At 64.7% G+C, this 17,040-nt stretch carries 21 protein-coding genes and 1 tRNA gene; 11 read left to right on the top strand and 11 right to left on the bottom strand.

From position 1 onward, the window contains the following. Positions 1 to 83: 83 nt before the first annotated feature. Positions 84 to 998, bottom strand: coding sequence for an alpha/beta hydrolase (locus RSW2DRAFT_RS04005; RefSeq protein WP_008028294.1), 915 nt, complete (start codon positions 996 to 998; stop codon positions 84 to 86). Between the two features lie 220 nt (positions 999 to 1,218). Between RSW2DRAFT_RS04005 and RSW2DRAFT_RS04010 the strand changes: the two genes are divergently transcribed. Continuing rightward, positions 1,219 to 1,599, top strand: a complete 381-nt coding sequence (locus RSW2DRAFT_RS04010; protein ID WP_008028297.1) for a hypothetical protein — start codon at positions 1,219 to 1,221, stop codon at positions 1,597 to 1,599. Between the two features lie 79 nt (positions 1,600 to 1,678). On the opposite strand, the gene RSW2DRAFT_RS04015 is transcribed toward RSW2DRAFT_RS04010, so the two are convergent. Beyond that, on the bottom strand, positions 1,679 to 1,885 hold the full coding sequence (locus tag RSW2DRAFT_RS04015; RefSeq protein WP_008028299.1) for a cold-shock protein: 207 nt from the start codon (positions 1,883 to 1,885) through the stop codon (positions 1,679 to 1,681). A 290-nt stretch (positions 1,886 to 2,175) separates the two neighbouring features. Here RSW2DRAFT_RS04015 and RSW2DRAFT_RS04020 point away from each other — a divergent pair, with 290 nt between their 5' ends. The 5 genes from RSW2DRAFT_RS04020 to RSW2DRAFT_RS04040 all read left to right on the top strand — a co-directional run bounded on the left by RSW2DRAFT_RS04020 (position 2,176) and on the right by RSW2DRAFT_RS04040 (position 6,347). Next, complete coding sequence (locus RSW2DRAFT_RS04020; protein ID WP_008028301.1) at positions 2,176 to 2,703, top strand: PhnA domain-containing protein; 528 nt, start codon at positions 2,176 to 2,178, stop codon at positions 2,701 to 2,703. A 128-nt stretch (positions 2,704 to 2,831) separates the two neighbouring features. After that, positions 2,832 to 4,124 (top strand): crotonyl-CoA carboxylase/reductase, encoded by a 1,293-nt coding sequence (gene ccrA / locus RSW2DRAFT_RS04025; RefSeq protein ID WP_008028302.1) that lies wholly within the window; start codon positions 2,832 to 2,834, stop codon positions 4,122 to 4,124. 164 nt (positions 4,125 to 4,288) lie between these two features. Continuing rightward, entirely contained in the window at positions 4,289 to 4,483 is a 195-nt protein-coding gene (locus tag RSW2DRAFT_RS04030) for a hypothetical protein (RefSeq protein ID WP_008028305.1), read from the top strand. A gap of 45 nt (positions 4,484 to 4,528) precedes the next feature. Further along, positions 4,529 to 6,055 (top strand): ATP-dependent DNA helicase, encoded by a 1,527-nt coding sequence (locus tag RSW2DRAFT_RS04035; RefSeq protein ID WP_008028307.1) that lies wholly within the window; start codon positions 4,529 to 4,531, stop codon positions 6,053 to 6,055. A 55-nt stretch (positions 6,056 to 6,110) separates the two neighbouring features. Further along, the gene (locus RSW2DRAFT_RS04040; protein WP_008028310.1) at positions 6,111 to 6,347 is read left to right on the top strand and encodes an Lrp/AsnC family transcriptional regulator; all 237 of its coding nucleotides are present in this window, start codon (positions 6,111 to 6,113) and stop codon (positions 6,345 to 6,347) included. Positions 6,348 to 6,420: 73 nt separating this feature from the next. Here the strand turns inward: RSW2DRAFT_RS04040 and RSW2DRAFT_RS04045 are convergent, their stop codons facing one another. After that, positions 6,421 to 7,482, bottom strand: coding sequence for a quinone-dependent dihydroorotate dehydrogenase (locus tag RSW2DRAFT_RS04045; protein WP_008028311.1), 1,062 nt, complete (start codon positions 7,480 to 7,482; stop codon positions 6,421 to 6,423). Next, positions 7,479 to 7,817 (bottom strand): DUF952 domain-containing protein, encoded by a 339-nt coding sequence (locus RSW2DRAFT_RS04050; RefSeq protein ID WP_008028314.1) that lies wholly within the window; start codon positions 7,815 to 7,817, stop codon positions 7,479 to 7,481. The genes RSW2DRAFT_RS04045 and RSW2DRAFT_RS04050 overlap by 4 nt, the downstream gene beginning before the upstream one ends. 156 nt (positions 7,818 to 7,973) lie before the next feature. On the opposite strand from RSW2DRAFT_RS04050, the gene RSW2DRAFT_RS04055 reads away from it, so the two are divergent. Beyond that, the gene (locus RSW2DRAFT_RS04055; protein WP_008028316.1) at positions 7,974 to 9,494 is read left to right on the top strand and encodes a bifunctional metallophosphatase/5'-nucleotidase; all 1,521 of its coding nucleotides are present in this window, start codon (positions 7,974 to 7,976) and stop codon (positions 9,492 to 9,494) included. Between the two features lie 81 nt (positions 9,495 to 9,575). On the opposite strand, the gene RSW2DRAFT_RS04060 is transcribed toward RSW2DRAFT_RS04055, so the two are convergent. Next, entirely contained in the window at positions 9,576 to 10,478 is a 903-nt protein-coding gene (locus RSW2DRAFT_RS04060; RefSeq protein ID WP_008028318.1) for a choline/ethanolamine kinase family protein, read from the bottom strand. On the opposite strand from RSW2DRAFT_RS04060, the gene RSW2DRAFT_RS04065 reads away from it, so the two are divergent. The 3 genes from RSW2DRAFT_RS04065 (at position 10,477) to RSW2DRAFT_RS04075 (ending at position 12,134) form a co-directional block, all read left to right on the top strand. Beyond that, positions 10,477 to 11,196: a class I SAM-dependent DNA methyltransferase gene (locus RSW2DRAFT_RS04065; RefSeq protein WP_232209646.1), complete on the top strand. Its 720-nt coding sequence runs from the start codon at positions 10,477 to 10,479 to the stop codon at positions 11,194 to 11,196. The two genes, RSW2DRAFT_RS04060 and RSW2DRAFT_RS04065, sit on opposite strands and share 2 nt — an antisense overlap. A gap of 149 nt (positions 11,197 to 11,345) precedes the next feature. Continuing rightward, entirely contained in the window at positions 11,346 to 12,017 is a 672-nt protein-coding gene (locus RSW2DRAFT_RS04070) for an SOS response-associated peptidase (RefSeq protein WP_008028322.1), read from the top strand. A gap of 43 nt (positions 12,018 to 12,060) precedes the next feature. Next, positions 12,061 to 12,134: transfer RNA gene (locus tag RSW2DRAFT_RS04075), tRNA-Gly, on the top strand. Positions 12,135 to 12,154: 20 nt separating this feature from the next. Here RSW2DRAFT_RS04075 and RSW2DRAFT_RS04080 read toward each other — a convergent pair. Genes RSW2DRAFT_RS04080 through fabA form a run of 5 tightly spaced genes read right to left on the bottom strand, consistent with a single transcriptional unit; the run spans position 12,155 to position 15,683 of the window. Continuing rightward, positions 12,155 to 12,553, bottom strand: coding sequence for a VOC family protein (locus RSW2DRAFT_RS04080; RefSeq protein ID WP_008028324.1), 399 nt, complete (start codon positions 12,551 to 12,553; stop codon positions 12,155 to 12,157). A 56-nt stretch (positions 12,554 to 12,609) separates the two neighbouring features. Continuing rightward, on the bottom strand, positions 12,610 to 13,398 hold the full coding sequence (locus tag RSW2DRAFT_RS04085; RefSeq protein WP_008028326.1) for an enoyl-ACP reductase FabI: 789 nt from the start codon (positions 13,396 to 13,398) through the stop codon (positions 12,610 to 12,612). Positions 13,399 to 13,405: 7 nt separating this feature from the next. Continuing rightward, positions 13,406 to 14,635: a beta-ketoacyl-ACP synthase I gene (gene fabB / locus RSW2DRAFT_RS04090; protein WP_008028328.1), complete on the bottom strand. Its 1,230-nt coding sequence runs from the start codon at positions 14,633 to 14,635 to the stop codon at positions 13,406 to 13,408. A gap of 10 nt (positions 14,636 to 14,645) precedes the next feature. Then, positions 14,646 to 15,161, bottom strand: a complete 516-nt coding sequence (locus RSW2DRAFT_RS04095; RefSeq protein WP_008028330.1) for a YfbU family protein — start codon at positions 15,159 to 15,161, stop codon at positions 14,646 to 14,648. 12 nt (positions 15,162 to 15,173) lie between these two features. After that, positions 15,174 to 15,683 carry a bifunctional 3-hydroxydecanoyl-ACP dehydratase/trans-2-decenoyl-ACP isomerase gene (gene fabA / locus RSW2DRAFT_RS04100; protein ID WP_008028331.1) on the bottom strand — a complete coding sequence of 170 codons (510 nt, stop codon included), beginning with the start codon at positions 15,681 to 15,683 and terminating at the stop codon, positions 15,174 to 15,176. Between the two features lie 164 nt (positions 15,684 to 15,847). On the opposite strand from fabA, the gene irrA reads away from it, so the two are divergent. Then, complete coding sequence (irrA, locus tag RSW2DRAFT_RS04105) at positions 15,848 to 16,264, top strand: iron response transcriptional regulator IrrA (protein ID WP_156790625.1); 417 nt, start codon at positions 15,848 to 15,850, stop codon at positions 16,262 to 16,264. Between the two features lie 100 nt (positions 16,265 to 16,364). Here irrA and RSW2DRAFT_RS04110 read toward each other — a convergent pair whose 3' ends face one another. After that, entirely contained in the window at positions 16,365 to 17,027 is a 663-nt protein-coding gene (locus RSW2DRAFT_RS04110; RefSeq protein ID WP_156790626.1) for a hypothetical protein, read from the bottom strand. Between the last annotated feature and the right edge of the window lie 13 nt (positions 17,028 to 17,040).

Below are 17,040 nucleotides of genomic sequence, written 5' to 3' on the forward strand. Positions count from 1 at the left end.
GGCGCGTTCCGGCCTGAAACGCTCCACTGGAGCGTTTCCGAGACGGCCTTCACCCCCGCCGGAGGCTCCCGCAGCGCGGCCACTCACCGGCCTGCCAATTGCGAGATCGCCGCACAGATGCGGCCAAAGCTGGCAGCGGCGCGCGGCACGGTTGTGCGGGCGCGCAGGTAGCCATGTACCAGCCCCGGCTCCAGATGCCACTCCGCCCAACCACCGGCGGCCAGAAGGACGTCGCGGTAGTCGCGGCCATCATCGGCCAGCGGGTCACATTCGGCCGAGAAGATCACCGTCGGCGGCAGGCCGGTGAAATCGGTATCCTGCAACACGGCGGCGGTGGGGTCGGCCTTGGGTTCCTGCCCGGCATGGCGGATTGCGGCGTAGTAAAGCACGTCCTCGCGCGTCAGCATCGGCGCATCGGCATGGGTCAGGTAACTGCCGCGGTCGCGGTTGCCGCCAAGGCCGGGATAGATCAGCACTTGTCCCGTGATCTGCGGCCCATTTCGGCAGGCATGGGCAACCGAAGCCGCCAATGCGCCCCCGGCGCTGTCGCCTGCCAGAAGCAACGGGCCGGGAAAGGCCACAGCCGCGGCGCGGGTGGCGGCCAGACAATCGTCAAAGGCAGCGGGGTGGGGGTGTTCAGGCGCGAGGCGGTAATCGACGCTGATCACCCGCAACCCGGTGGCGGCGCAAATCTCGGCGCAGACATCGTCGTGGCTGTCCAGACCGCCGACCACAAACCCGCCGCCGTGAAAATACAGCAGCGTGGCGGCGGGATTGGCCGGTTCATAGCGCCGCACCAGCACGCCGGACATGGCATGATCGCTGACCGCCACGCCCGCCGGGATGCCACGGTGGAAGGCGCAGCACATCCGGTCATAGACCGCGCGCTGCGCGGCGATCGACAGGCCAACCGCATCCGGCGGATAGAAATCGGCGGTCTGGCGGATGAAATCCCAGGTCGGGCTGTCGATAAGGGTTTGGTAATCCGGCTGCGGCATGATGGGTCATCCTCGGGTTTGCCGGGCCTTGCGTCAACCGAATCGGATTGGCCGGGTGGGTGCTGCGGATATGGGCAAGAATTGCCGCAATTCTCTCAAATTTTAGCCTTGAACAGATGTTAGCAGAAAAAGGTCACAAGGCTTCTCCTTGCCCGGAGGTTACGATGCAGGTCTTTCGTCCCATTGAACAGGATTCCACGCTCGTCGGTTGGGGGTTCGGGTGCTTTTGCTCGGCAAGACCGATTCGGAGGGCGTCGTCACCGCCAGCAAGCGAATCGCGGGCTTTGGTGGCACGGTGGAACTGGAGACCGAGATGTATGCGGCGCTAAGCGCGCTGCTGGAGGATCCGGTCAATTACGGCCTGTTCGTGATGGATTGCGACGCATTTGGCGGCATCGAGGCCGGGATGAAGGCCTTTGCCATGCTGGGGATGCTGCGGGCGCAGATGCCGGTGATCCTGATTTCGAAGGACTGCGCTGTGCAGACCTTCCCCGAGGACCGCTCGGCGCCGATCCAGTTGCGGGCGCCGTTGTCGGCGGTGTCGCTGCGGGTGGGGTTCGAACATGCGCTGCGCGAGCGGCGTCTGTGGCGGGCTGCTTAAGATATTGATCTGAAAGCAAACGGGGCGGATCCTGCGATCCGCCCCGTTGCTATTTCGCGGGTCCGAAGACCCTTGCCAATCAGGCCAGAGCCAGGTTGGTGGCCGATTCACGACCGTCACGACCGGCTTCGATATCGAAGGTCACGGCTTGGCCATCGGCCAGCGAACGGATGCCGGCGCGCTCAAGCGCGGTGATGTGAACGAACACGTCCTTCTTGCCGCCTTCCGGGGCGATGAAACCGAAACCTTTGGTGGCGTTGAACCATTTCACGGTGCCTTTGGCCATCGTGATGTCTCCTTCAAGTGGGCCGCCCGCGGAAGTGCGGCGGTGTGGCTCGTCAGGGCAAGATCGATAGACTGTTGCCTGGGAAGGAAGACAGTGGTCGATAGAGATAACGTCGCGAGATGGATATTGGGCCAATTGGGCAAAAAAGCAAGGAAATTTGCGCAGCCAGTCGGTGCGGCACATGCAGCCTGAGCAAGAATTTGCCGCAATTTGCGCTAAATCTCTGGCGCATTGCCTTGGCACGGGGGGCGGGTTATGGCCGGGAAAACCCATCGAAAAGGACCGGTGCCGTGGCAAATGACGATCTGATGACCCGCGCGGGCGGGGTTTGCGAGTTCTGTGGCGCGGCCGAGGCGCTGGCCGCGGTCGATATGCCGCCTGCGGGCGAGGTGCTGCTCTGCGCCATCTGCCGCGACGAGGCCGAGGCACCGGCCGGGCACTGGCGTTGTCTGGAAGGTGCCGCCTGGTCGGGCGAGCCTGCGGTGCAACTGGCGGTCTGGCGCAAACTGGGGACGCTGGAGGAAACCTGGGCCATCGAGGCGCGTGACGGCATGGACCTATCGCCGCAGGTGCGGGACTGGGCCGAGGCGGTTTCGGTCGGTGGCATCGAGCACCGCGACAGCAACGGTGTGCTGCTGGCGGCGGGCGACACGGTGGTTCTGATCAAGGATCTGGTGGTCAAAGGCGCCAATTTCACCGCCAAACGTGGCACTTCGGTGCCCCGGATCGCGCTGGTGGCCGACAATGCAGCACAGATCGAGGGCCGGGTCGAAGGCCAGCGCATCGTCATCCTGACCGAGTTCGTCAAGAAGCGCTGACGCTGCGTTGCGGCGGACATAAAATTACAAAACTACCGGCGCAACTATTGCAATCTTGCGCAAACCCGATATTTCTTGCCGCAAGCCTGCGCCGATTCTGCGGCGCGGCATTCGCATGTGAGGACGCCATGGCACTCGACACCCAGCCCGAAATCGCCGCCTACGACGCGCCGCAGAAAGACCTGTATGAGGTCGGTGAAATGCCGCCGCTGGGCTATGTGCCCAAGTCGATGTATGCATGGGCAATTCGCCGCGAACGCCACGGCGAGCCCGATACCGCGATGCAGGTCGAGGTGGTCGATACTCCCACCATCGACAGCCACGAGGTGCTGGTGCTGGTGATGGCGGCGGGGGTCAACTACAACGGCGTCTGGGCGGCCTTGGGTATTCCGATCAGCCCGTTCGACGGCCACAAGGCGCCGTATCACATTGCCGGATCGGATGCCGCGGGCATCATCTGGGCGGTGGGCGACAAGGTGAAACGCTGGAAGGTCGGCGACGAGGTTGTGGTGCATTGCAACCAGGACGACGGCGACGACGAGGAATGCAACGGCGGCGACCCGATGTTCAGCCCCAGCCAGCGGATCTGGGGCTACGAGACCCCGGATGGGTCGTTTGCGCAGTTCACCCGGGTGCAGGCGCAGCAGTTGATGCCGCGGCCGCGCCACCTGACCTGGGAGGAATCGGGCTGCTACACTTTGACGCTGGCCACCGCCTACCGGATGCTGTTCGGCCATCGGCCGCACATCCTGAAGCCGGGTGACAACGTGCTGGTCTGGGGTGCTTCGGGTGGCTTGGGCTCGTTTGCCATCCAGTTGATCAACGCGGCGGGCGCCAATGCCATCGGGGTGATTTCCGAGGAAGACAAGCGCGGTTTCGTCATGGGGCTGGGCGCCAAGGGCGTGATCAACCGCAAGGATTTCAACTGTTGGGGCCAGATGCCCACCGTCAACACCCCGGAATATGCCGCCTGGTTCAAGGAAGCCCGCAAGTTTGGTGCGGCGATCTGGGCGATCACCGGCAAGGGCAACAACGTCGATATGGTGTTCGAGCACCCCGGCGAGGCGACGTTTCCGGTGTCGGTGTTCGTGGTGAAGCGCGGCGGCATGGTGGTGATCTGCGCCGGAACCACCGGTTACAACCTGACCTTCGACGTGCGCTATCTGTGGATGCACCAGAAGCGGGTGCAGGGCAGCCACTTTGCCAACCTCAAGCAGGCGGCGGCGGCCAACAAGCTGATGCTGGAGCGGCGGATCGACCCCTGCATGTCCGAGGTCTTCCCCTGGGAGGAAATTCCCGCGGCCCACATGAAGATGCGGCGCAACCAGCACAAGCCGGGCAACATGGCCGTGCTGGTGCAGGCACCGCGCACCGGCTTGCGCACTTTCGAGGACACGCTGGAAGCCAGTCGCGACCGTTGATCGCTGCTGGCGCAGCACATCCGCCGCAGGTCAGCCCGCGCTGCGGCGGATAATTGCGTTGCATTTTACCTTTTGGTGACAATCTATTGACCTCTTGCCGGATACTGTCACGTTGAAACGGACTCTTTGTTTCCGATTCATAAACAGTGAGTGGCGGAGGCTTCATGCGCAATGAGTGGATTTTTGATGTTCTGAGCGACCTGAGGTCCTTTGCGCAGAAGAATAACCTACCGGCACTGGCGGCGCAGGTGGACATGGCGCTGAACGTGGCGCGGGCCGAAATCGCTGATCTGCAAGGCCATGCAACCGGCGAGGCCGACGGGCAGAACAGCGCGCCAACCTGCGGGCGACCGCACTGAAAGCGGGGTCTCGCCTCGGGCGGCGGGCTCGACTATGGTCGCGCCATGAATTTGCCGTCCCTGTCGTTTTCCGAAGATCAGGCCGAGGCCTTTGACCGCGTGGCCGATGCGCTGCGCGGCATGGGCATTGATCTGGAAAACTCTGCGCTGACCCCGATGGCCGAGGGCAAAGCCTCGGTGCTGGCGGTGGTGGGCAAGGCGGGGTCGGGCAAGACCATGCTGCTGGGCAGTCTTTACAAGGCGCTGGTGGCGGCGGGGGTCGAGGTGGTCTCGGGTGATTACGAGGGCAAGCGCCGCAAGGACCGCCGCACGCTGGCGGTGCTGGCGCCGACCAACAAGGCGGCCTCGGTGCTGCGGCTGCGCGGGGTGCCCGCGACCACGATCCACCGCATCCTGTATACCCCGGTTTATGACCCGCAATACGAGAAGATCGCCGAATGGCTGGCCGGCAACGGCCCGCGCCCGGCGGTGGAGGGGTTGACCGAACTGGCGCTGGACCGCGCGCAGGCGTTTTATGCGCAGGTGGCCTCGATCCCCGGCGCGCTGGCGGCGGCGGGGTTGCGCGGCAGCGATTTCATCAAGGGCTGGAAGCGCCGCGAGGAGCCGCTGGATGTGGGGTTCGTCGATGAAAGCTCGATGCTGGACGAGCGGCAGTTCGACGACCTGCGGGCGATCTTTCCGACGCTGGTGCTGTTTGGCGACCCGGCGCAGTTGGCCCCGGTCGGCCAATCGGGCGAGATGGTGTTTGACCGGCTGGAAGGCGCGGCGCGGCTGAATCTCAGCCGGATTCACCGGCAGGCGATCGGCAACCCGATCCTTGATCTGGCACATGCGCTGGCCGACCCCGCCATCGGCTTCGAGGCCTTCGAGCGGTTGGTGGAAGCCGCCGCCGCGCGCGACGACCGGGTGGTGGTGGCGCAGCGGGTGGACAGCGATCTGATGGCGCGATCCCCGGTGCTGGTCTGGCGCAATGCCACCCGCATCCGGCTGATCACCGCGTTTCGCGCAGCCCAGGGCGCGCCGGAGTTCGAGCTGCTGCCCGGCGAGCCGCTGATCTGCGACGGCATCGAACTGCCGCTGAAACACCGCAAGAAGCGGATCGATCTGGAGGCGCGCGGGCTGATCAAGGGGGCGCAGGTCATCTATCTTGGCCCCGGCAACCGCGACGGTTTTGCCAAGCTGCATGTGGTGGGCGCCGAGGAGCCGCAGGTTTCCGCCGCCTCGATCATCAAGATCGAGAAGCCCGACGAGGCCGAGCCGTTCATCCCCTCGGCCGCGCGGATGGGGGCGGCGTTTCTGCATGGGGCGGCGGTGACGATCCACAAGGCGCAGGGCAGTCAGTGGGAAACCGTGCAGGTCTTCGCGCCCGACCTGTGGGCGGCCAGCCAGTCGGGGCGGATGGAGGCCGGGTTGCCGCTGTGGAAACGGCTGGCCTATGTGGCGATCACCCGGGCGGAAAAGCGGTTGCTGTGGGTGGTGCGCAACCGTTTGGGGCGGCCGGTGCAGCCCTTGGGGGTGGAGGATCTGCGCGCAGGCCCGGCACCGATGGTGCTGAGCGGCGGCGAAGACTGAGGCTTTCGCTGCCGCGGTTGCGGCGTTAGCATGGGCAAAAAATGAGGAAGCTGCCATGATCTGTGTCTTTGTCCAATTCCGCTGCACCCCCGGCCAGACCTACCAGGTGGCCGATGCGATCTATGACCGCGAGGTGGTTTCGGAGCTGTTCTCGACCTCGGGAGAGTATGACCTGATTGCCAAGATCTACATCCCCGATGGCGAGGATGTGGGGCATTACCTGTCGGGGCGGCTGTTCGACATTCCGGGGATCGTGCGGACGCTGACCACGATGACGTTCAAGGCGTTCTGAGCGTGGCAGGCGCCGGGGGCTGTCTGCCCCCGGACCCCCGAGGATATTTTCCCAGAGGTGAATGAGTGAAGCCTTAGAGCCAGCTTGCCCGGTCGGTGCCGATGGCGGCTGACAGGGTGGCGTGGCCGTCGCGGGCCAGCAGGGCGTCGAGGCCCTGGGCGATTTTTGGAATCAGGCTGAGACCTTCATAGACCATGGCGGTGTAGATCTGCACCGCGCAGGCGCCGGCGCGGATCTTGGCATAGGCCTGTTCGGCGTTGCCGATGCCGCCGACGCCGACCAGCGGCAGGGCGCCATCGGTCAGTTGCGACAGCCGCGCCAGCACGCGGGTGGATTTTTCGAACAATGGTGCGCCGGAAAGCCCGCCTTTTTCGTCGCGGTCTGCACTTTTCAAACCTTCACGCGAGAGCGTGGTGTTGGTGGCGATGATGCCCGAGATGCCGGTGGCAAGCGCCACTTCGGCAATGTCGGCCAGATCGTCGTCATGCAGGTCGGGGGCGATCTTCAGGAAGATCGGGATGGCGCGTGGCAGCCGGGCGCGGGTGTCCATCACACCCGACAGCAGGGCGGTCAGCGCGGCCCGGCCTTGCAGGTCGCGCAGTTTCTCGGTGTTGGGCGAGCTGACATTGACGGTGGCGAAATCGACATGCGGGCCGCAGGCGGCCAGCACGGCGGCGAAATCGGCGGCGCGGTCGGGGCTGTCCTTGTTGGCGCCGAGGTTCAGGCCCACCGGCACCGGGCCGGGCGGGCGCAGCGCCAGCCGTGCGGCGATGGCGGCGGCACCCTCGTTGTTGAAGCCGAAGCGGTTGATGGCGGCGCGATCCTCGGTCAGGCGGAACAGCCGGGGTTTGGCGTTGCCGTCCTGCGGGCGCGGCGTCGCGGCCCCGACCTCCAGAAAGCCGAAACCGGCGCGCATCAGGGGGGCCAGCGCCACGGCGTTCTTGTCGAACCCGGCGGCAAGGCCGATCGGGTTGGACAGTGCCAGCCCGGCCAGCGTGCAGGCCAGCCGCGGCGAGGTGATGACACCCGGCAGCGGCACCAGCCCGCAGCGCAGCGCCTGCAACGACAATCCATGTGCGGTTTCCGGATCGACCCGGTGCAGCAGGGCCAGGCCCGCGCGTTCGGTCAGGCTCACCACAGGCCCTCGGGGAAAATGTGGCCGCTGAGGCCGAGGGGCAGCGATTTGTCCCACAGCACGTCAGAAAGCGTCATGGGGCGGTAAAGATGCGGGAACAATGCGTTACCGCGCGATGGCTCCCATTTCAGATCCGCGCCGAGCGCGTCCGCCTGCAAGGCCAGCAGCACCAGATCGCTTTGGGTGGCAAAGTGCCTGGCGGCGGTTTCGGCCACCTGGGCGGCGGTGGAAAAATGGATGAAGCCATCAACGAGGTCGATGCCGAAACCGGCAGTGGCACCCGCGGCGCGGAAAGCATCCCAGTCGGGGCGGCGAAGGATCTTGAAGATCAGCATGGCGGTTTCATGCACGTTGGCGGCAGCGCGGTCAATGGCGGATGCGGGCTGTCATTTGCCCGTGATGATGGCACGGCAAGCTGCGGCGAAGGCCTTTGACTCAACCGCAAGGGCGGCGCAATGTGGCGCCATTCATACCCGATAAAGGAGTTCGCGATGTTCCTTCCTGTGCGTCGTTCGACGGTTTCGCTGCTGGGGGCCTGCGCCCTTGGTGCCCTGATGGCAGCGCCAGCGCTGGCTGAAACCGTAAAGCTGACCATCCTCGGGGTGGGCGATGTCTATGAATTCGGTGGCGAAGAGGGGCGCGGCGGCTTCGCGCGGCTGAACGCGGTGGCGCGGGCGGAACGGGCCGCCAACCCCAACACGCTCTATCTGTTCGACGGTGACATGTTGTCGCCTTCGCTGTTGTCGGGGTTCGACAAGGGGCAGAACACAATTGATCTGACCAATCTGGTGCCGTTCGATCTTGCGGTGCCGGGCAATCACGAGTTCGATTTCGGGCCGCAGAATTTCCTCGAGAAGATGGCGGCGTCGAAATACCCCTGGGCTGCGATCAACATCACCAATGCCGATGGCAGCCCGATTGCCGGTCTGGGCGGGGTGATGGTGAAGGACATGGGTGGGGTGAAGGTGGCGCTGATCCCGGTGGCGCAGGACACCACGCCCGAAGTGGCAAGCTCGGGCGATCTGAAATTCCTGCCGACGGTCGAGGGCGGCATTGCGGCGGCGAAAGCGGCGCGCGAGGCCGGGGCCGATCTGGTGGTGGGCGTGTTCCAGACCAACAATGACAATGACCGGGCGCTGATCGCCAGCAAGGCGTTTGACGTGATCCTGTCGGGGGATGACCATTCCTACGGCACCTATTACGACGGCATCACCGCCTATGTGGAAACCTCGCTGGATGCGCGGTTCCTGTCGCCCGTCGATCTGACCGTGGAGATCGGCGAGAAGGACGGCGAGCGCACGGTGAAATGGGTGCCGAACTTCCGCTTTATCGACACGGCGGCAGTGACGCCCGACCCGGAAAGCCAGGTGCTGTCGGATGCGCTGGCCAAGCAGTTGGACGATTCGCTGAATGTGGTGGTGGGCACCACCGAAGGGCCGCTGGATTCGCGGCGCAACGTGGTGCGGGCCGAGGAATCGGCGATGGGCAACCTGATTGCCGATGCGATCCGCGATGCCACCGGGGCGGATGTGGCGATCACCAATGGTGGCGGCATCCGGGCCGACCGCACCTATGATGCGGGCACGGTGCTGACCCGTCGCGACATCCTGTCGGAACTGCCGTTCGGCAACGTGACGGTGGTGACGGAACTGCCGGGCAGTCAGGTGCTGGCGGCGCTGGAGAACGGCTTTTCTCAGGTCGAGAAGGGGGCGGGGCGGTTCGTGCAGGTCTCGGGGATCGAGGTGGTTTATGATCCGACTGCCGAGCCGGGCAGCCGCGTGGCGCAGGTCAAGATCAACGGTGCCGATCTGGAGCCGGACAAGCTCTACAAGGTGGCGACCAACGATTACATGCTGGGTGGCGGCGATGGGTTCTCGGCGCTGGGTGGCGGCAAGGTGCTGACCAACACCGGCGAGGGCGGGCTGATGGCAAATGACGTGATGCGCTATATCGAGAAAACCGGCAAGGTCACGGCCAAGGTCGAGGGCCGGATTCAGGTGGTGGGCAAGTAACTTACGAGCGCTCTTCCCTTCCTGCCGGTCGGTCATCGCGGGGATAGCGATGACCGGCCGCACGGGCGGGAAGAGCGGCCTTCAGGCGGAGATCGCGGCCAGGTGGCGGGCAAAATCGTCGGTCGCCATCAGCGCCTTGCAGCGGGCGAACCGGGTGTCGGCATAGGCGCGGAAATCATCCGCTGGGTTGGCGTTGGCCAGTTGGATCAGGCCCCACAGCGTCCACAGCAGATCGCACATCGCCTTGTAGATCACCATGCGGCCATGGTCGGCGGCAGAGGCAAGACCCTCGAAATAGGCCTGCAGCAGTTCGGCGTCCTGTTCGGCGTCGAAGCCTGCTTCCACCGACAGATCGCCCAGATCCCACATCGGGTCGTTCATGCCGGAATATTCCCAATCGACGATCCACATCCGCTCGCCGGTATCGAGGAAATTCTCGCACAGCGGGTCGCAATGGCACGGGGCCAGCGGCAGCGGTCTGGCGGCAAGGGCTGCGCGCACCGCACCCGAGGCGGCCAGAATATCGTGATAGCCGTCCGGCAGGGCGACATCCTTTCCCGCCAGCAGCCGCAGGTAATCGTCGATCATCGCGAACAGCTCGAACCGGCTGGGGAAGCGGGCACCCGAGCTGTGCAGCCGGTGCAGGGCCGCAGCCGCCCGTGCAGGCGCACCTTTGCGCTGGCGAAAGCCTTCCGGCGTCAAGGTGGTGGCACCGGCGATGAAGCGGGTGACCATGATGCCGGAGGCTGGATCGACATGCAGCAGTTCCGGGCTGACCCCGGCATCGGCGGCGGCGCGCGAGGCCACGGCTTCGGCCTTGCGGTCGATATATTCCTCGGTTCCCGTCCCCGGCACCCGCAGGCAGGTATCGCCCAGCCGATAAACCCGGTTGGTCAGCCCGCCCAACCGCTCGATCGGGCCGGAATATCCGGCAAGGCCGGGGATGGTGGCGATCAGGTCGGGCAGGTCGGGGCTTTGCGGCATGGGCGGGCCTTTCGCTGGCGGTGCGATTCTGGTTGGTCAAAGCATCGGCGGTGGGTATCGTTTCGGCAAGGATCAATGGGAGAATGGCATGGCGGCCAAGCATGACGGGCATCTGGGGGCGGTTTATGCGGCCTCCAAACCCGAGGAGATCGCCGGGGTCTATGACGCCTGGGCGGAAAGCTATGACGCCGAGATGGCGGTGGCGGGGTATCGGCATCCCTCCATCGGGCTGGCGCTGCTGGCCCGGCATCTGCCGCGCGGGGCGGGGCCGTTGCTGGATGCAGGCGTCGGCACCGGGCTGATCGGGCCGTGGCTGGGGATCATCGGTTACGGACCGGTGGAGGGCCTGGATATTTCCGCCGGCATGCTGGCGGTGGCGGCGCGCAAGGGGGCCTATGCGGCGCTGCACCATCTGGCGCTGGGCGGGGTGCTGCCCTTTGCCGATGGCGCCTATGCCGGGATCATTTCCACCGGTGTGTTTACCACCGGCCATGTCGGGGCCGAGGCTTTGGCGGAACTGGTGCGGGTGTGCAGGCCGGGTGGCGTGCTGGTGCTGACGGTGAAGGATACGGTCTGGCAGGGCGGTTTTGCCGCCGAGGTGGCGCGGCTGGTGGCGGCGGGGCGGATTGCGGTGGCCGAGGAAACCGCGCCTTACGTCTCGATGCCGGGCGAGGTGGGCACGGTGCCCAGCCGGGCGGTGGTGTTGCGGGTGCTTTAGGCATCCATTCTTCGATGGTGGTTCTGGCCACGCTTGGGGTGCCTCCGGCGGGGGTGAAGGCCGTCTCGGAAACGCTCCAGTGGAGCGTTTGAGGCCTGAACGCGCGGAGCGCCGAGAACAGATGAAAGCCGGAGCGCAAAGGGGCGGCGATGTGCGGGCGGTTCACCATGACGCATCCCGATACGGCGATGGCGCAGTTGTTCGATGCGGTGCTGGGCAACGATCTGCCGCCGGTGCCGCGGTTCAACATTTGCCCCACTCAGCCGGTGGCGGTGGTGACAGCCGACGGCGGGCGGCGGCTGCGGGCGATGCGTTGGGGGTTTCTGCCGGTCTGGTATGACACGCCGAGTGGAGGGCCGCTTTTGATCAATGCCCGCGCCGATACCGTGGCGGTGAAGCCCGCGTTCCGCGAGGCGGTACGGGCGCGGCGCTGTCTGGTCCCGGCCTCGGGGTTCTATGAGTGGAGTGCGGGAAAGGACGGGGCGCGGCTGCCGTGGTATGTGACGCGCAGCGATGGTGGCGTGATGGCCTTTGCGGCGATCTGGCAGTCTTGGGAGCGGGGAGGCGTGGCGATGGACACCTGCGCCCTGATCACCACCGAGGCCGGGCCGGACATGGCCGCTATTCACCATCGCCAGCCGGTGCTGGTGCCGCCCGCCGACTGGCCGCTTTGGCTGGGCGAGGCCGGGCATGGCGCGGCTGTGCTGATGCAGGCCGGGGCGGCGGGGGAATTGCGGGCGCATCGGGTGGGAATGGCGGTCAATTCCAACCGGGCCGTGGGGCCGGAGTTGATCGAGCCGCTGATCCAACCGCTGGCCTGAGCCGCTTGCGTGCCCGGCGGTGGCTGGGTATAGGAGGCGGGTCGCGGGTGTAGCTCAATGGTAGAGCAGAAGCCTTCCAAGCTTATGACGAGGGTTCGATTCCCTTCACCCGCTCCAGCAATTCCCCGATCATCGTTTCAGGTGGCGCTGGCCTCCATCCAGAACGGCTCGAACACGTTGCCGTCGGGGTCGTGGATGGTGCGGGCATACATGAAGCCATGGTCCTGCGGCGGCCTGGTTTCGCTGCCACCGGCGGCAAGGGCGGCTTTGCAGAAGGCATCCACCGCATCGCGGCTGTCGCGCGACAGGGCGATCAGCGCGGCGGTTGTGCGGCCGGTATCGGCGCGCGGCAGGCTGGAAAACCCCTGAAACCGCTCGTGATCCAGCAGCATCAGGAAAATCGTCTCCGAGACCACGACGCAGATGTTGCTGGCGCTGCTGAAGCCTTCGTTGATGCTGAAGCCCAGCGCCGTATAGAACGCCCGCGCGCGGTCGATGCTGGCCACGGGCAGGTTGACGAAGACGGTCTGGTTCATGGCGAAGCCTCCCTGTCTGGAAGGCTGCCACAGTTCCGCCAAAAGGCAAGTCTGAGCTACAGGTTTTCCGCCTGCGGCATGCCCAGCACATGATAGCCGCCATCCACCCGCAGGATCTCGCCGGTGGTGCATTTGCCGTAGTCCGAGGCCAGGAACACCGCAGCCCCGCCCACCGCTTCCAGCGTGGCATTCACCCGCAACGGCGCGTTGGCTTCGGTGTGGCGGAAGGTCTGACGCGCGCCGCCGATCGCCGCCCCTGCAAGGGTTTTCATCGGCCCGGGCGAGATGGCGTTGACCCGGATGCCCTGCGGCCCCAGATCGTTGGCCAGATAGCGCACCGAGCTTTCCAGCGCCGCCTTGGCCACGCCCATCACGTTGTAATTCGGCGTCACCCGGTTGGAGCCCTGGAAGGTCAGGGTGATCAGACTGCCGCCATCCGGCATCATCTCGGACGCCCGCCGCGCCACGTCGATGAAGCTGAAGCACGAGATGGTCAGCGAGGTCTTGAAATTCTCGCGGCTGGTGTTGATGAACCGGCCGGTCAGCTCGTTCTTGTCGGAAAAGGCGATGGCATGGACCAGAAAATCCATGCTGCCCCATTCGGCCTTCAGCTTGGCAAAGCAGGCCTCAAGGCTGTCGTCGTTCACCACATCGACATCGACCAGAAGGTTCGACCCGACCGAGGCCGCCAGCGGTTCCACCCGCTTGCCGAACGCCTCGCCCTGATAGGAGAACGCCAGTTCCGCGCCTTCGGCGGCCAGCGCGCGGGCGATGCCCCAGGCAATGGAACGTTCATTCGCGACGCCCATCACGAGCCCGCGTTTCCCCTGCATCAGTTCGGCCATGCTTCCCTCAGTCCCTGAATTTGCTCATCACCAGGGTGGCGTTGGTGCCCCCGAAGCCAAAGCTGTTCGACAGGATCGAATCCATCTCGACCCCTGTGCGATACTGCGTGGCAATCTCGTCCGGATGCAACTCCGGGTCGAGTTGGGTGATGTTGGCCGAGGCGGTGATGAAGCCGCCCTGCAACATCAGCAGGGAATAGATCGCCTCGTGCACGCCGGTGGCGCCAAGGCTGTGGCCGGTCAGCGATTTGGTCGAGGAAATCGGCGGGGTGTGGCCCTCGCCGAACACCCGGCGGATCGCCTTGACCTCGGTCACGTCGCCCGCCACGGTCGAGGTGCCATGGGCGTTGATGTAGCTGATCTTGCGGCCCTCGGGCAGGGTGGCGATGGCCAGCTTCATCGACCGCTCGCCGCCCTCGCCCGACGGGGCGACCATGTCGCTGCCATCCGAAGTGGCGCCATAGCCGGTGACTTCGGCGTAGATTTTCGCGCCGCGCGCCAGGGCGTGGCTCAATTCCTCCAGCACCACCACGCCACCGCCGCCGGCGATCACGAATCCGTCGCGCGTGGCGTCAAAGGCGCGGGCGGCGGTGGTCGGTGTGTCGTTGTAATGCGACGACATTGCGCCCATGGCGTCGAACAGGCAGGACAGCGTCCAGTCCAGTTCCTCGCCACCACCGGCAAACACGATGTCCTGCTTGCCCATCTGGATCTGCTCGACGCCGTTGCCGATGCAATGGGCCGATGTGGAACAGGCCGAGGTGATCGAGTAGTTCACGCCCTTGATCTTGAACGGCGTGGCAAGGCAGGCCGAGTTGGTGGACGACATGCAGCGCGTCACCATGAAGGGGCCCATCTTCTTGGGCGCGCCCTTTTCGATCACCGTCTCGAAGGCCTTGAAGAAGTTCGAGGTGGACGGCCCACCTGACCCCATGATCAGCCCCGAGCGCGGGTTGGAAACGTCGGCCTCCTCCAGCCCGCTGTCGGCAATCGCCTGTTGCATGGCCAGAAAGTTGTAGGCCGCCCCCGGCCCCATGAAGCGCAGGTCGCGCTTGTCGATGTGGTCTTCCAGCACGATCTGCGGCATCCCGTGCACCTGGCTGCGGAAACCGTGCTCGGCATATTGCGGCGCGAAGATGATGCCGGATTTGCCGCTGCGCAGACTGGCTTCGACCTCGGTCACATTGTTGCCGATGGACGAGATGATGCCGATCCCGGTGATGACGACGCGACGCATGGCTGTCTTCCTATATTCCGAGGATGGATTTGACTTCTTCAGAAGTAAGCGGATCGCGCATGGAATCAGTCCTTGCCGATTTTACTTCCTCGTAACGCACAAGCATTTTTCGATACTTTCCGATAGAGCCTGCCGAATGTGAGTTGTTCGTGGCGCCATGAACGTCGGACCAACTCCCCAAGTCTTCGACGAGAACACTCGCAACATGATAATGTTCATCATTGTTGCCATCGAAGCCCTCAAAGCTCACATGGTTTGCCGCCAGACCAAGCGCTTTGTAGATCGCGGGGTCTGCCTGTTGAAGAAGGCGATACATCTCAAAGATGGCTGACGTTTCCTTCACTGTCGAATCCAAGGGATGTTTCTCGTCATCGAAATAATCATACTCATAGGACAAAGCCCACTCGTGGCCATGTGACACCCATTTGGCGACCATCTCTACGTCAACGAACTTTTCCTTGAGGTCGGGACTCGCGCTCGCTGCGACCAGAATAGACAAACGCTCGAAGTTGTTGAATTTTCTCATCTGAATCTCCCTTTAGCTGGCGGACAGCGCGACCTTCATATCCTTGACGAGGTAGATCACCTCGCCGTCAGCCTCGACGCGACCATCGGCCACGCCCATGGTCAGGCGGCGGGTCTCGATGGCCTTGGTGAAATCGACGTAATAGCGCAGCAGCTTGCGGTCGGGGCGCACCATGCCGGTCAGCTTGACCTCGCCCACACCCAGCGCATAGCCGCGCCCCTGCCAGCCGCGCCAGCCCAGATTGAAGCCGGTCAACTGCCACAGCCCGTCCAGCCCAAGGCAGCCCGGCATGATCGGGTTGCCGGGGAAATGGCAGGCGAAAAACCACAGATCGGGGTGGATGTCGAACTCGGCCACCACATGTCCCTTGCCATGCAGGCCACCGTCGCCCGAGATTTCGGTGATGCGGTCCATCATCAGCATCGGCGGCTCGGGCAGTTGTGCATTGCCGGGGCCGAACAATTCGCCGCGCGCGCAGGCCAGCAGCGCCTGTTTGTCAAAGCTGTTCGGATATTCCGCCATGGTCTGCCCCCCGCAATCTCACCTTAGGCCCCCCTTAGCATCCGCATCCTTGCACTGGCAAGGGTGGCGGGTCGCCGCAAAGCCGTGCGGCAGATGCAGAATTGGGTTTGATAAGACAGTTGCGAATGCTTATCATTGCAAAAGGCAGGGAAAGCGGCAGCGCGATGAAGGATACGGCAGTGATCAACAGCACCGAGTGGCTGGCGCGCGGCGGGCTGCGGCCCACCCGGCAGCGGCTGGCGCTGGCCAACCTGCTGGTGGGCGACGGCATCGACCGCCACGTCTGCGCCGAAAGCCTGTATGCCGCCAGCCGCCAGACCGACGAGCGGGTCAGCCTGGCCACCGTCTACAACACCCTGCGGGCGTTCTGCGAGGCGGGGCTTATTCAGGAAGTGGTGGTGGACGGGGCGAAAAGCTATTTCGACACCCGCATGGACGATCATCCGCATTTCTTCTGGGAAGACACCGGCGAGTTGGTCGATGCCGCGAAAGACCAGCTTGAGATTGCCCGCCTGCCGCAACTGCCCGAAGGGGCGGCACTTGCCCGCGTCGATGTGGTGATCCGGTTGCGGCGGGTTTAAGCCGCAAGGGCAGAGCCTCCGGCGGGGATATTTTCACAGAGGTGAATGGGGTTTCTGCCCGGCTTGAATACCCCCTTGACGCCGCTGCCGCCAAGACGCCCTAAGGCGTGCAATGCTGTCGGGTCAGCACCGGAATCTCGGCGATGCTCAGCGGTTCTGCTGGCCGCCCGAGCGGGTCTTGGTCGATACTGAACACCGCACAACCTACGGGATCGGCGTCGGTTTCGCCGCTTTCAATGCGCAGTCCGAACTGCGGCACCAGTCGGTCTCCGGTCAGCCGGTAGCGGGCCACGCCCCAGGCGCAGCAGCTTTCGCGCGCCGAGGCCACTATCATCCCGTCCTGATCCCGAAAGATGTCTACCCCGCCAAGTTCGCCCAACGAGACAAAGGCCCGCCGGTCGGGGTTGAAATGGAAAATCTCGAAGCTGCTGTTGACATTGCCGGTGCCCAGATAGCGCCAGAGATCGGGCCAGCCGTCCTCGTCAAGATCGGCCAGCGTCGGCGGAACCTGAAATTCCGGGTCGTTGAAAGGCAGGGTCTGGACTGCCGCACCTGTTACCACCCATTGCATCGGGGCTGCATTGGCAGCGGGCGTGTAGTCCAGCCGGAAGTCCTTTCCATGCGCCTGCCAGATCAGGGTGCAGGCGGCCATTGGCGACTCGGGGTTGAAGAAGGCGCCATCGGTGCAGGCCGGGGCGGCCACAGATGCGCCGCCCCACAAAAGCGCCAAAGCCGTCGATGCAGCAAACTGGTCGATGTTCACGGCGCCCAACCCC

The sequence above is a fragment of the Rhodobacter ferrooxidans genome (assembly GCF_000176015.1).
In the GTDB taxonomy this organism is placed as follows: domain Bacteria; phylum Pseudomonadota; class Alphaproteobacteria; order Rhodobacterales; family Rhodobacteraceae; genus Pseudorhodobacter_B; species Pseudorhodobacter_B ferrooxidans.